Below are 12,822 nucleotides of genomic sequence, written 5' to 3'. Positions count from 1 at the left end.
AATAAATAGAATGTTGTTAAATAATTTGAATTTTATTTCAAATCACATTATTTTTCCTTATTTGTCAGATTTTATTTTTGAAAAATATTTTATTCCTAGTGCTGCCATAATTACCATTATAATACTTATTAAATATGGTGCCCTTATTCCAATTCCAGGAACAATAAGGTCTTCCACTCTGAATGTACTTACAAAAACTCTTATTACTGCATACATTATAAGATAAATCATTGTAAGAATACCTGGATTATACTCTTTCTTTCTAAAGTAAAACCATAATAATATAAATCCTATAAGGTTTAATACTGCTTCATAAAGCATCGCTGGGTGTAATGGATAATTAGGAAACTCCATTCCTGCCGGACTATCTTGTGGAAATACCAGTCCCCATGGAACAAGTTCCTTAAATTTAGACTGTGCCTCTAAACTCATTGATTGATACGCTGTCCACCATTCAGTAAATTTTCCGGAAAATATTACATTCCATGGAGTAAAAGTAGGTACTCCATGTATTTCTCCATTTGCCAAATTTCCAAAACGTCCTAAAAACTGACCAAATAGTAAGGGTCCTACCCCCATATCAGTCAATGTCCATAAACTTATTTTATGCTTTTTTGCATAGAGGTATGAACCTATAAGTCCTCCTATTATTCCCCCATGTATTGCTAGTCCACCTTCCCATACCTTCAGCATAGAAATGGGGTCACCTGCATATTCGTTAAATTTCATTATTACATAATATGCTCTTGCACCTACAAGGCCTGATATCATAGCAAAAAAGGCAAAGTCTTCTATCATTTTTTTATCTTTTATACCTCTTTTTTTAGCAACATCATCCTTTTCAGCGATTTTTATCCCTATAATAAAAGCCAGAATATACATTAGACTGTATATTCTAAGCTCAAAATTTCCTATTTTAAATAAAGTTGGTCTCATTTACTCTCCTAGCCAATCTGTTTTTTCAATTCTTCTTCAAAAATTACAAAGAAATCATCTACCTGTTCTTTTGTAATTTCACCTAAAATTCCTATTCTCATAAGACTTGCCGCATATTTACCTTTTCCACCTGTAACAGTAAATCCTTTTTCTTCCAGTGCATTAATAATATCTTTTATTATTACACCTTCCCTATAAACTGAAATTAAGGTATTTGTTCTATTCTTTTCTTCTTTAACAAGTAAATTGAATCCTAGTTTTTGTGCTTTTTCCTCTATATATTTTCTTAATTCATATTTTTCTTTAATACAATTTTCAATTCCTTTTGCCAATAAATCCTTCAATGAATAATTCAAAGCTATTATCAGTGATATAGCAGGTGTATATGGAGTTTCTGTCATTTCATCAAAATATTTTTCATATTGTTTTATGCTTAAATAATATTTTGGTAAATCAGATTTTTCCATTGCTTTTTTAGCTTTATCACTTGCTGTAACAAATGATAGTCCAGGTGGTATTAAAAATGCTTTCTGGCTTCCTGCAATTGCAACATCCACATGCCATCCATCAAAATCAAAGTCATTTGCCACCAATCCACTTATCGTATCAACTACAAGTAAAATATCTGTGTCTTTTGTAAGTTCACCCAATGCTTTTATATCATTTAATATCCCAACTGATGTTTCACTATGAGTAGCAAGTATCCCCTTCAAGTCCGGATTTTCTGAAAGAATTTTCTTTACATCGTCAAGTTCATATCCATCACCAAATTCATATTTCAGGTTAATAACATCTAAACCGTAAATTTCAGCTATTTTAGCAAATCTTTCTCCAAAATACCCTGTGTTAATTACAAGTACTTTTTCCCCTTTTGAAAAGAAGTTTACTACAGCAGCCTCCATGGCACCTGTACCTGAAGTTGTTAAAGTATACACATCATTTTTTGTTTTGAATACTTTTTTCAGGTTTTCATTGTTTTCTTTTAAAATTCTTCTGAATTCAGGTGTTCTATGATGTATGATATCCTCCCCAAATATTTTCAGATATCTTTCCGGTATATTTGTAGGTCCCGGAGTTAATAATAACTTCGAACTCATAATTTCCTCCTTATAATATATTTAATATTCTTTTGTTAATTTATCATATGCTATCAATTTTTTCAATATTTCTTCAACATCATCAAGTCTCAACATATTCGGACCGTCTGAAAGTCCTTTTTCAGGTTCCGGATGAACTTCAGCAAAAATACCGTCGACTCCAACTGACACTGCAGCTCTTGCAAGAGGGTAAACATATGCTCTGTTTCCTCCTGAAGTTTCTCCTTGACCACCAGGTATCTGTACTGAATGTGTTGCATCAAAGACAACAGGATATCCGAATTTTCTCATTTCAAGTAATCCTCTCATATCTACTACAAGATTGTTATATCCGAAACTTGCTCCACGTTCACACAGCATTATATTAGGATTTCCTATTTCTTCAAATTTCTTCACAACATTTTTCATATCCCAAGGTGCTAAAAATTGACCTTTTTTAATGTTTACAGCTTTTCCTGTTTCTCCTGCAGCTATAAGTAAATCTGTCTGTCTTGAAAGAAACGCAGGTATCTGCAAAATATCTATTACTTTTGCGGCTTCCTTACAGTGCCATGGTTCGTGAATATCAGTGGCAAGTGCTACTCCATATTTCTCTTTTACTCTAGAAAGTATTTCAAGTCCCTTTTCAAGACCAGGTCCCCTAAAAGAACTGATTGAAGATCTGTTTGCCTTATCAAAGGATGCCTTAAATATATACTGAATATTCAGTTTATCTGTTATTTCCTTCATTTTTTCTGCAACTGTCATTACTAAATCTTCAGATTCAATAACACAAGGTCCTCCTATTAAAAAGATTTTCCCATTTCCAACAGTTATATTTTCAGTGATTTTAACTTCTTTTACTTTGTCTATAAGCATTTTCTCATCCTTTCACTGTTTATTTTATTGATTTCTATTCTTATTTTACCATTTATAATATAAGATAGCAAATAATTATTTCATTTTTTCCTGTATTTTTTCAGGTATCATAACTACCTGCACATCTAAATCTTTTGGTTTAAAATCCTTATCTATACATTCTTCCCAATATTCAAGATGACGTGTATCAATCCAGCTTTCTGAATTTTCAACCTCTATGCCCCCTTCTCCCTGAACAGAATACCAGTAAAGATATTCTTCACCGTCAAGTGTTTCACGAAAAATTGTTTCTATATACATTTTTTCACCTTCAAGAGTCAGAAGTACATCCTTCATATTATCATTTAGAAATTTCATCCATTCATCAACTTTTTCACTTTTTCCTTTTATTACTCTAAACCTTGTCAACTCAATATTAATCATAGACATATTTCCCTTTCATGTTTATAAATATAATAACTAACCTGATTGTTTATTACTTTATTATTTCATCAATTACTCCACCACCAAGGCAGACTTCATCTTTATAAGCAACTACTATCTGACCTGGCGTTACTGCTTTCTGAGGTTCATCAAATAAAACTTCATATTTTTCATCTGGAAGCTTTTTTATTACAGCCTTTGAATCAGACTGTCTATATCTAAACTTTACAGTACATTCCAACGGAAATTCCATATCTTCCATATTAATAAAATTAAAATCTGTTGCAATAAGTCCCTTCGAATAAAGTACTGACCTATCTCCCTGAGTTACTATAAGTTCATTCGTTTCAAGATTTTTATCTACTACAAACCACGGTTCCCCTGTACCTTCTTTACTATTTCCAATACCTATTCCTTTTCTCTGTCCAATTGTGTAATACATAAGCCCGTTGTGTTTACCGAGTATTTTTCCTTCTGTATTTACAATGTTTCCACCCTTTGCAGGTAAATATTTTGAAAGAAACTCATTAAAATCCCTTTCTCCAATAAAGCATATCCCTGTACTGTCTTTCTTTTTTGCTGTTGCAAGGTTATACTTTTCTGCAATTTCCCTAATTTGAGGCTTTGTGTATTCCCCTATTGGAAATAACACTTTTTCCAGCTGTTTCTGGCTTAACTGGCATAAAAAGTAGGTCTGGTCTTTATTGTCGTCTATTCCTCTCAACATTACTGATTTTATTTCTCCATCTTTTTCTTCATGAACTATTCTCGCATAATGCCCTGTTGCCACATAATCTGCCCCCAGTTTTATTGCATAATCAAGAAATGCCTTAAATTTTATTTCCTTGTTACACATAACATCAGGATTTGGTGTCCTTCCTTTTTTATATTCATCTAAAAAATATGTAAACACCTTATCCCAGTATTCTTTCACAAAATTTACCGAATAATAGGGAATATCAAGCTGTTCCGCCACAGCAATTACATCTTTATAGTCTTCTTCAGCCATGCAGTTTCCATTGTCATCCTTTTCTTCCCAGTTTTTCATGAAAACTCCTATTACTTCATAGCCCTGTTCTTTTAATAATATTGCCGCAACTGAAGAATCTACACCTCCAGACATTCCTAAAACTACTCTTTTATTTTTTGACATAATGATTTCCTTCCTGATAATAATTGTTTTTATCTATTTGTTTTTTTATTTTCATTAACATATTGACAATATTGTTTTTAAATTATAAAATTAGTTATAATATAATTTTTTAATGAGGTAAAAAATGAATAAAACATATCTAAAAAAGAACAATGTTATTCATCAAAGCGCAAAGCTTTTTTATTACAAAGGTTACAAAAATACTTCTGTAGCCGATATTCTAAATGAATGTAAAATCCCAAAAGGATCATTTTACTATTATTTTAAATCAAAAAACGATTTACTTATGACAGTAATCGATCATCATACAGACAATCTGATACGTTTTTTTAATATAACAGTTGATGATTTATCAATACTCAAATTAAAAATCTTTTTTAAAAATTTTTTTAATAATATTGAACTTAACAAATTTCATGGTGGAAGTCCTTTGGGAAACCTTGCCATTGAACTTTCAGATATTAATGATGAAGCAAGGGATAAACTGCTGGAATCCTATAAAAAAATCGAACAGAGAATCTCGTTTTTCCTTGGTGCATTAAAGCATTTTAACCCGGAAGAATATTCTGAAGTAGAGCCTGAACTGTATGCAAGAATTCTTGTTTCCCTTCTGGAAGGAACTATGCTTAAAATAAAAACTGAAAGAAACAACAGTTCCATAAACGACTTTCTTAATTTTTTCGATAAAATTTTTAAGCTGTCGTGATTTATATAATTATTATTTCTAATATACTAAAAAGGGACTTTCCTTTGGAATTCATCCAAGTCAGTCTCTTTTTATTGTTATTTGTAATCTTCTTTTGAGCTTGAAACTACCTTTCCGTCTTCTGTTACATTGACAATATAATAGTTATCTTTTCCATACATGACTAATTTCCAATTTCTATAACCTCTTTTATATACTCCTATATTTTTTCTGCTGACTTCTTCTCCAAACTTTTCAGATACTTCTTCAACTCCTTTTTCAACTACAGTATTTTTTGATACTACTTCAGACTCTGCAACCGTTCTTTTCCCAAGAGAAGAACAGCTGAATAAAAGTATCATCATTAAAAATAGTAAGTATTTTCTTTTCATTAGCTATTCACAACCTCTATATTAATATCAAACTGAATATTCTTTTTCTCTTTATCTAAATAAGTGACTTTAATTTCCTTTAAAATAGCTCCTGGATTTTTTTCAAGTATAGAATTTATATTTTCATTTGTTTCATCTATTTTTTCAAAATGCTTTGCCAGTTCAGAATTATCAAGTCCTTTTAATTTTAGATAATTAAACATATTAAATTCCATTTTCCCTCCCGTATATTAATTTAAAGTTTTTTGTATATTTTACTAATTATTTCCTCAACAGACAGTTCTGTTTTAAATCCTGCAGCCTTAATATGTCCTCCGCCGTTAAAAATAGAAGCTATTTCATTGACATTATATTTATCGTTACATCTTAGGCTACCTTTTCTTTTACCTTCCTCTTCCCTTAAAAATAGTGATAACTCCATACCTTCTATTTTTAATAGAAATTCCGCTATTCCATCTGTATCATCTTTTGTTACATTCAATTTTTTTATTTTTTCTTCTGATAAGTAATAATAAATAAATCCATATTTATCATCTATGACTTTATTTTCGTATACATCTCCAAACAAGTCCGATTTCTCTTTACTCATTGAAAAGAGAATATTTGCAATTTTATGGTTATTTACTCCTGCTTTTATTAATTTACTGCAAATTTCGAATGTTTTTTCAGTTACATTATCATGTCTAAAATTTCCTGTATCATTTATTATTCCCAAATAAATGTACTCAGCTATTTTCTTATTAAGTTCTATTTTGAATATTTCTAAAAATTTATATATCAGTTCTGCTGTTGAGCATACATCTTCCACATAATTATAATCAGCATGTTCTGTATTACTTACATGATGATCTATATTTATTGAAGTTTTGGATATTTTCTTAAGTTCAACCGTTCTTCCATATCTTTCTTCATTTGCACAATCCAGACTTATGAAAAGGTCATACTCTGAATCGGAAGAAAATCTTTCATATGTTTCAAGAAAAATATTTTCCTGAAATTTCCCAATATACTTAGGAAGCTTGTCATCTATTACAATTTTAACTTTAATAAAGTCTGAGACATTTTTTATATATTTTCTGTTATACTCATCAATCATCAGAAAAAAAGCTAAAACTGAACCAAGTGCATCTCCATCAGGAGAAGTATGCACTGTTAATATTATGCTTTTTGAATTTACAATTTTTTCTACTATTTCTTCAGGAGTTATATTTCCTCTATACTTCTCTACTCTTTCAGTCATATTATTTTCCTGCCGTTCTAACTATATATTTCGATGAAGGTAATTTACTTTTCACCTGATTTTCTAAAGAACTTAACGTTGCCTGGTTATCAGTACTTACTGAAACTATTACATATAATGTTTTTCCTTTTCCTGCAATTTTCTGGTAACTGAAACTTCCACCCAATTTACTTACTGCACTTCTTGCAGCAGCTTCTGAGCTGAGGGTTGCAACCTGAATATATTTTCTTGGAATTTTCTTCACTTCATTATTTTTTTTCTGTGCCTGCTGAGCCAAAGCTTTTTCTTTAGCTTTTTTCTCAGCTTCCCTTGCAGCCGCTTCCTTCTGTTCCTTTGCTTTTTTAGCGGCAGCTATTGCTTCAGCTTCTCTTGCTTTCTTTTCTGCCGCAGCCTTTTTCTGCTGGGCTATCTGATCAACTATTTTTCTTTGAGCTTCTTCTTCTGCTTTTTTCTGTTCCTTTACTTTTTTCAGTGTCTCTGTCTTTTCCTTTTCTACTTTCTGCTGTGTTTCATCTATTTTCTGAGGTTCTTTATTTGCTTCTGAAATTTCTACAGCTACACCTGACTGATCTGTTTCTGTTTTTTTATTACTACTAGTTATAACTGTTATTTCATTTCCAGTATTTAATATTTTTTCTTTTTCCTCCGGTGAATTATAAAAATCTTTTTTACGTATATTTAAGGTTTTTTCAACTTTTCCTGTTTCCTGCGTTTTCTTTTTTCTAAATTCAGAAATTTCAACAAAACCATAAGAAAGTACAACTATTAGCCCCACTAATCTTATTATTTTATAAGGATTTATACGAAAACTCATACTCATCTTGAACCTTATTGAAAATATACTAATACATATTTTCCTCTTCAGGTTCTCTCCTTTCTACAATTTTTCTATCTAGTAAATTATAAATTTTTAATTTATTATCTTTTTCAATATCTTTTTTGAATTTTCTGCAGCAAGTTCTGCAAACTTGTCATATTCCATTGAAGATTCATCCGTAACAGAATCAGAAATGGATCTTATAATGAGAAATTTTACATTCATTAGATAACATACCTGAGCAACTGCCCCACTTTCCATGTCTACACATAACGCTTCAAATTCCTTACCTAAATCCAGCTTTTCTTCTCTTTTATATATGAACTGGTCTCCGGTAAGAATTCTTCCATAATGTAATTTTATTTCATCATCTGATGCTTCCTTAACTTTTTTTATTAAATCCTCATCCCCTTTAAACGACCATACTTCCATTTGAGGTATCTGTCCTTTTCTATAACCAAATGCTTCAACAGCAAAATCATGCTGAACTACATCATCAGCTATTACAATATCCCCTATTCCCACTACTTTATCAAGTGCACCTGCAACTCCTGAAAATATTACTTCATCAATATCATATTTTTCTATCAGAAGTGTAGCAGTAACTGCCGCATTTACCTTTCCTATACCTGATTGGACAAAAACAATATCTTTATCATTAAATTTTCCTTCAAAAAATGTGATTCTGCCTATTTTATTTTCCTTGATATCCTCTATTTCATTGATTATTGCTTTCATTTCTGTTTCTGTGGCACATATTATTCCAGTCATTTACTCTTGTATAGATAAATACATAAAGTATCTATCTGTACAATCTCCTTTCATAATTTATTTTATTTATAACACTTTTTTTCTAAAGTTATATAATAAATTATATTATATTATCTTTTAATTTTCAATAACTTTTTTCTTTATCCCTGTTTTTTATATAACGAAATAAAAAGCCCATTTTCAGGGCTTTCCACTATACTATTATTTTTTAAATTTATCTGTTACCTTATCTGCTAAATCTTTTGCTCCATCTACTGTTTTGCTAAGGGCATCTTCTGCTCCTTTTTTTATATCCTGAGCTACTTTACTGTCTCCTAATTTTTTTGCTTCGTCAACAGCTTTACCGGCTAAGTCTTTTGCTCCATCCACTGTTTTGTTAAGGGCGTCTTCTGCTCCTTTTTTTATATCCTGAGCTACTTTACTGTCTCCTAATTTTTTTGCTTCGTCAACAGCTTTATCCGCTAAATCTTTTGCACCTTCTACAGTCTTGTTTAGTGCTTCTTCTGCTCCTTTTTTTAAATCATTAAAGTTCATAGCATTCCTCCCAGTTTTTATTTCATTTTTATGTGCTAATATTATACCTCATTTTTCTATTTTTTTAAACATATTTTTTAAATAATGCTATAAATTCATTATTTTTTTAAATTAGATATATTCTTTTTTGAATTATTCCACTGTTACTGACTTAGCAAGATTTCTTGGTTTATCAACATCATTTCCTTTAAGCTTTGATAAATGATATGCCAATAGCTGATGAATTATTATTGAAAGGAATCCAGTATAGTCATCTTCCACGTTAGGAATGTAGAAAACTTCATCAGCCACTTCTTCAGCAAGTGTATTTCCTTCCTTAGCAATAGCAATTACATAAGCTCCTCTTGCAGCAACTTCCTTTATGTTTGATATTGACTTTTCAAACAGATCCGACTGAGTAACATTAATTACTACAGGTATACCTTCCTCAATCAATGCAATAGTTCCATGCTTTAATTCCCCAGATGCAAAGGCTTCTGAGTGAATATATGAAATTTCCTTTGATTTCAGGGCTCCTTCAACTGCTATAACATAATCAAGTCCTCTTCCAAGATAGAACATACTTGTCTGATCCTTAATTTTATCAGCCACTTTTTCTATTCTGTCAGAATATTCAAGCATTTTCTTTATATCTGTCTTTAATCTATAAAGGGATTTTATATCCTTTTCATAATCTTCCCTATTAATTTTTCCAAACTTATAAGCCATATCAGTGGCAAGCAAATAAAGAATTACCATCTGTGTAGTATACGCCTTTGTTGAAGCAACTGCAATTTCAGGCCCTGCCCAAGTATAAATTACATGGTCAGCTTCCCTTGCTATAGATGAACCTACAACATTTGTTATAGCCACAACTCTTGCCCCGTTTCTCTTTGCTTCCTTCATTGCTTCAAGAGTATCCAGAGTTTCTCCTGACTGACTTAAAACTATTACAAGTGTCTTGTCATCAATTACAGGATTTCTGTATCTGAATTCAGAAGCAATATCCACATCCACTTTTACTCTTGTTTTCTTTTCAATAATAAATTTACCTACTAATCCTGCATGATATGCAGTTCCACAGGCAACAATGTAAATACTGTTTACCCCTTCCAAATATTCCTTAGTAAGTCCGGCATTGTCAAAATTTATATTATTATCTTCATCTACTCTACTATTTAATGTTTCAATTAATACTTCAGGCTGTTCGTGAATTTCCTTTTCCATGAAATACTCATATCCACCTTTGGAAGCAGCTTCCATATCCCATTCAACATGTGTAACTTCCCTCTTTATTTCTTTTCCTTCTGTATCCATAACCTTAACTGAATCTTTTTTCACTTCAACTATTTCGTTATTTTCAATCAGATATACATCTCTTGTATATTTAAGTATTGCAGGTATATCAGAAGCTATATAATTTTCTCCTTTTCCCAACCCGATTATAAGAGGACTTTCCTTTCTTACAGCTATTATTCTGTCAGGCTCATTTACAGCCATAATTCCAAGTGCATATGCACCTTTTATAATCTTGATAAGTTTTTTTGTTGCTTCAAGCAAATCACCTTCATACAGTTCATCCAGCAAATGAGTTACAACTTCAGTATCTGTTTCAGAGTTGAATTTATAGCCTTTTGCAATAAGTTCCTTTTTTAATTCAAGATAGTTTTCAATAATTCCATTATGAACAACTACCAATGTTTCATCCTTATTAAAATGTGGATGGGAGTTTTCATCAGAAGGCTTTCCATGAGTTGCCCATCTAGTATGACCTATTGCCATTGTTCCTTTTAATGGCTCCTTTTCCAGTATATCAGCCAGATTTTTCAACCTTCCAACTTTTTTCACAATATGAAACTTGTCTTCTCCAGTATTTACAGCTATACCTGCTGAATCATAACCTCTGTATTCCAGTTTTTCTAATCCATCCAATACAAAATCTTGGGCGTTTTGCGACCCAATATAACCTACTATTCCGCACATATCTATTCTCCTCGTAATATTATTTTCAGGGAATAATCACTACAGTACTTTTGTTCCCGCAATTACTTACGATTTTGTATACTGTTCAGGTTGTGATCACCTAAAGGGCATCCGCCGAAAATTCGATAACCCTTTTTCCTCGTCATCTTTAAGATTTAAATATATATGAAAGTTTAGGGAAATATAAAATTATATTTAAACCTAAAGATTCAGGCGCTTTTTAATTTTTTATTCTCTGATTTGAATGAATTATACCAAATTTATTTTTATTTTTCAATTTTTATTTTTGTTTTTTTGAAAAAAATTCATATTATAAAAACATGTATCTTCTAAACCTTCTAATTTATCAAGTTTCTAATACATGTTTTATAATTTTTTATTTTTCTAATTTGTATAATTTTCATTATATCTGTCTAGTTTTTATTTTATTTCTTTTTTATTTGTGAAACATGAACAAATCCTTCTTTTGTCTGATTATTGACTGTGTAGGATACACGATACCATTTTCCTTCTTTTCCGATAAATTTCAGAACTACTCCATCAGGCAGTTCATCCTGAAGCGAGCTATTTTTTGAAGAAGTTTTTCTTATATTTACAGGACCTTTAGTTGATTTCGTATAATATTCTGTTCCTTTTTTGATTTCCTCTTCCGGTTTAGCCTGTTGATTTCCCTGTGCTGCTGCATCTGAAACTGGAGTTTGAGGAATTACCACATTAGGATCTGACGTATTTTGCCCTGTCCCCTGCGTAGCAGTTCCTGGTGCTTGAGGTGTGCTCACCACTACCTCTATATCACTTTTCTGATTATCCTCTTTTTCTGTTTTTTCTTCCTGAGACTGTACATTTTCTATTTTTTCAGCTATCTTCTTACTTTCCTTATTTATTCTAAAAACAGTAATTCCGATAATTATAATCATGACCACTGCCAGTGCTGATAATACCACTGTCAGCATTCCTTTCATTTTCCCATTGTCTTCTTCTGAATCATCATCTTCCCTGTTGTCACTTTGAATACTATTTGCAGTAGGATTACTGTATTTACCATTATTGTCAGCCTTAAGCTTTTCCCTAAGCTCATCTCTTTCTTTTCTTAATCTTTCCAGTTCAACCTGTTCCTTCAACTTTTCTATTTCTCTTTCCAGTTCTTCTTTCTGGTTATTTTTTTCTTCCATGTTCCCTCCATTTTTACAATACCTAAAAAATATAAAAATTTTCCCCCATTTTTAAAATAATCCCAGTGCTTCCATTTCCCATTGACTGTTATTACTTTTATTAACTTTTACTGTTTCGTTAAGTGAAGTAAAGTGATTTATTTTTCCTATTTCTTCACCTGTTATTTTCATATAGACAGGCAATAACTTTTCAATTTCAGACTTTGTCAGATCCCTATTTTTTATTTCTTCAATTGTATATCCTATTTTGCTTTTAAAAGCCTCTGACAATCTTTCTTCATACCTTTTCTCATCAAATTTTTCTATTGAAGGAATTACTATATTTAAACTCACTTCCGCCTGATTATCTGATAAATATTTAATTTCTTCAATATCAACCTTAATATACTTTATTGTTGCCAAAGTTATTCCAATAAGGCTCATTTTTTCTATTGAATCTTTATTATAGGATTCTCCGCTGTTTATCTGATTTTCAAGTATTTTTAAAAATGTTTCCTGACTGTAACCCTTTTTTATTGCCTTTTCAATTTTTCCATTATTATTTCCTATTTCTGATAAACTTATATTTACATTTTCTTCCTTAAGCGTTCTGTACTTTCCTCCAAATGCCTGCAGTGACATGGCAAGCAGGAATAACACTGCTATTTTTTTCATATCCACCTCTTTACACCTTTCATAGTTTTTTAAATTTCGTACATTATATCACTAATCCTATTAAAATACAATTAGAGTTTATCTGTATTTTTCCTAATTTTATTATTATTTCAGAAACAAAAAATCAA

Annotated in this window: 15 protein-coding genes; 1 reads left to right on the top strand and 14 read right to left on the bottom strand. The window is 31.0% G+C overall.

Annotated elements, in window-relative coordinates; all coding sequences use genetic code 11:
- Positions 1–57: 57 nt before the first annotated feature.
- The 5 genes from lgt to mnmA all read right to left on the bottom strand — a co-directional run bounded on the left by lgt (position 58) and on the right by mnmA (position 4,467).
- Positions 58–936: a prolipoprotein diacylglyceryl transferase gene (gene lgt, locus HMPREF1984_RS02680; RefSeq protein ID WP_021766342.1), complete on the bottom strand. Its 879-nt coding sequence runs from the start codon at positions 934–936 to the stop codon at positions 58–60.
- A gap of 8 nt (positions 937–944) precedes the next feature.
- Entirely contained in the window at positions 945–2,033 is a 1,089-nt protein-coding gene (locus HMPREF1984_RS02675) for an alanine--glyoxylate aminotransferase family protein (protein ID WP_021766341.1), read from the bottom strand.
- A gap of 21 nt (positions 2,034–2,054) precedes the next feature.
- Positions 2,055–2,891, bottom strand: a complete 837-nt coding sequence (gene kdsA / locus HMPREF1984_RS02670) for a 3-deoxy-8-phosphooctulonate synthase (protein ID WP_021766340.1) — start codon at positions 2,889–2,891, stop codon at positions 2,055–2,057.
- A 75-nt stretch (positions 2,892–2,966) separates the two neighbouring features.
- Positions 2,967–3,314, bottom strand: coding sequence for a DUF6176 family protein (locus HMPREF1984_RS02665; RefSeq protein WP_036099519.1), 348 nt, complete (start codon positions 3,312–3,314; stop codon positions 2,967–2,969).
- Positions 3,315–3,366: 52 nt separating this feature from the next.
- Positions 3,367–4,467, bottom strand: a complete 1,101-nt coding sequence (gene mnmA / locus HMPREF1984_RS02660; protein WP_021766338.1) for a tRNA 2-thiouridine(34) synthase MnmA — start codon at positions 4,465–4,467, stop codon at positions 3,367–3,369.
- Positions 4,468–4,591: 124 nt separating this feature from the next.
- Between mnmA and HMPREF1984_RS02655 the strand changes: the two genes are divergently transcribed.
- A complete protein-coding gene (locus HMPREF1984_RS02655; protein WP_021766337.1) occupies positions 4,592–5,173 on the top strand; it encodes a TetR/AcrR family transcriptional regulator in 582 nt (193 codons plus the stop codon).
- A gap of 77 nt (positions 5,174–5,250) precedes the next feature.
- Here HMPREF1984_RS02655 and HMPREF1984_RS02650 read toward each other — a convergent pair whose 3' ends face one another.
- From HMPREF1984_RS02650 to HMPREF1984_RS02610, 9 genes are all read right to left on the bottom strand, one after another.
- Positions 5,251–5,544, bottom strand: a complete 294-nt coding sequence (locus tag HMPREF1984_RS02650; RefSeq protein WP_021766336.1) for a hypothetical protein — start codon at positions 5,542–5,544, stop codon at positions 5,251–5,253.
- Complete coding sequence (locus tag HMPREF1984_RS02645; protein WP_021766335.1) at positions 5,544–5,759, bottom strand: hypothetical protein; 216 nt, start codon at positions 5,757–5,759, stop codon at positions 5,544–5,546. Before HMPREF1984_RS02645 ends, HMPREF1984_RS02650 begins: the two co-directional genes overlap by 1 nt.
- A 20-nt stretch (positions 5,760–5,779) precedes the next feature.
- Positions 5,780–6,784 carry a bifunctional oligoribonuclease/PAP phosphatase NrnA gene (locus HMPREF1984_RS02640; protein WP_021766334.1) on the bottom strand — a complete coding sequence of 335 codons (1,005 nt, stop codon included), beginning with the start codon at positions 6,782–6,784 and terminating at the stop codon, positions 5,780–5,782.
- A gap of 1 nt (position 6,785) precedes the next feature.
- On the bottom strand, positions 6,786–7,604 hold the full coding sequence (locus tag HMPREF1984_RS10870; protein WP_021766333.1) for a hypothetical protein: 819 nt from the start codon (positions 7,602–7,604) through the stop codon (positions 6,786–6,788).
- A gap of 90 nt (positions 7,605–7,694) precedes the next feature.
- Positions 7,695–8,372, bottom strand: coding sequence for a 5'-methylthioadenosine/adenosylhomocysteine nucleosidase (locus HMPREF1984_RS02630; protein WP_021766332.1), 678 nt, complete (start codon positions 8,370–8,372; stop codon positions 7,695–7,697).
- A gap of 201 nt (positions 8,373–8,573) precedes the next feature.
- Positions 8,574–8,906, bottom strand: a complete 333-nt coding sequence (locus HMPREF1984_RS02625; protein ID WP_021766331.1) for a hypothetical protein — start codon at positions 8,904–8,906, stop codon at positions 8,574–8,576.
- 132 nt (positions 8,907–9,038) lie between these two features.
- Positions 9,039–10,868 carry a glutamine--fructose-6-phosphate transaminase (isomerizing) gene (glmS, locus tag HMPREF1984_RS02620; RefSeq protein ID WP_021766330.1) on the bottom strand — a complete coding sequence of 610 codons (1,830 nt, stop codon included), beginning with the start codon at positions 10,866–10,868 and terminating at the stop codon, positions 9,039–9,041.
- Positions 10,869–11,293: 425 nt separating this feature from the next.
- Positions 11,294–12,040 (bottom strand): SH3 domain-containing protein, encoded by a 747-nt coding sequence (locus tag HMPREF1984_RS02615; protein WP_021766329.1) that lies wholly within the window; start codon positions 12,038–12,040, stop codon positions 11,294–11,296.
- 51 nt (positions 12,041–12,091) lie between these two features.
- A complete protein-coding gene (locus tag HMPREF1984_RS02610) occupies positions 12,092–12,694 on the bottom strand; it encodes a hypothetical protein (RefSeq protein WP_021766328.1) in 603 nt (200 codons plus the stop codon).
- Between the last annotated feature and the right edge of the window lie 128 nt (positions 12,695–12,822).

The organism is Leptotrichia sp. oral taxon 215 str. W9775 (assembly GCF_000469505.1).
GTDB lineage: Bacteria > Fusobacteriota > Fusobacteriia > Fusobacteriales > Leptotrichiaceae > Leptotrichia_A.
Note: the sequence above shows the minus strand (reverse complement) of the source record. Positions and strands in the feature narration are given on the sequence as shown.

Bases quoted from the DNA above. Each gene is read 5' to 3' on its own strand.
- HMPREF1984_RS02640 (WP_021766334.1), bottom strand. From the start codon at position 6,784: ATGACTGAAAGAGTAGAGAAGTATAGAGGAAATATAACTCCTGAAGAA.
- HMPREF1984_RS02655 (WP_021766337.1), top strand. From the start codon at position 4,592: ATGAATAAAACATATCTAAAAAAGAACAATGTTATTCATCAAAGCGCA.
- HMPREF1984_RS02645 (WP_021766335.1), bottom strand. From the start codon at position 5,759: ATGGAATTTAATATGTTTAATTATCTAAAATTAAAAGGACTTGATAAT.
- HMPREF1984_RS02650 (WP_021766336.1), bottom strand. From the start codon at position 5,544: ATGAAAAGAAAATACTTACTATTTTTAATGATGATACTTTTATTCAGC.
- HMPREF1984_RS10870 (WP_021766333.1), bottom strand. From the start codon at position 7,604: ATGAGTATGAGTTTTCGTATAAATCCTTATAAAATAATAAGATTAGTG.
- HMPREF1984_RS02610 (WP_021766328.1), bottom strand. From the start codon at position 12,694: ATGAAAAAAATAGCAGTGTTATTCCTGCTTGCCATGTCACTGCAGGCA.
- HMPREF1984_RS02675 (WP_021766341.1), bottom strand. From the start codon at position 2,033: ATGAGTTCGAAGTTATTATTAACTCCGGGACCTACAAATATACCGGAA.
- HMPREF1984_RS02625 (WP_021766331.1), bottom strand. From the start codon at position 8,906: ATGAACTTTAATGATTTAAAAAAAGGAGCAGAAGAAGCACTAAACAAG.
- HMPREF1984_RS02630 (WP_021766332.1), bottom strand. From the start codon at position 8,372: ATGACTGGAATAATATGTGCCACAGAAACAGAAATGAAAGCAATAATC.
- kdsA (WP_021766340.1), bottom strand. From the start codon at position 2,891: ATGCTTATAGACAAAGTAAAAGAAGTTAAAATCACTGAAAATATAACT.
- HMPREF1984_RS02615 (WP_021766329.1), bottom strand. From the start codon at position 12,040: ATGGAAGAAAAAAATAACCAGAAAGAAGAACTGGAAAGAGAAATAGAA.
- mnmA (WP_021766338.1), bottom strand. From the start codon at position 4,467: ATGTCAAAAAATAAAAGAGTAGTTTTAGGAATGTCTGGAGGTGTAGAT.
- glmS (WP_021766330.1), bottom strand. From the start codon at position 10,868: ATGTGCGGAATAGTAGGTTATATTGGGTCGCAAAACGCCCAAGATTTT.
- lgt (WP_021766342.1), bottom strand. From the start codon at position 936: ATGAGACCAACTTTATTTAAAATAGGAAATTTTGAGCTTAGAATATAC.
- HMPREF1984_RS02665 (WP_036099519.1), bottom strand. From the start codon at position 3,314: ATGATTAATATTGAGTTGACAAGGTTTAGAGTAATAAAAGGAAAAAGT.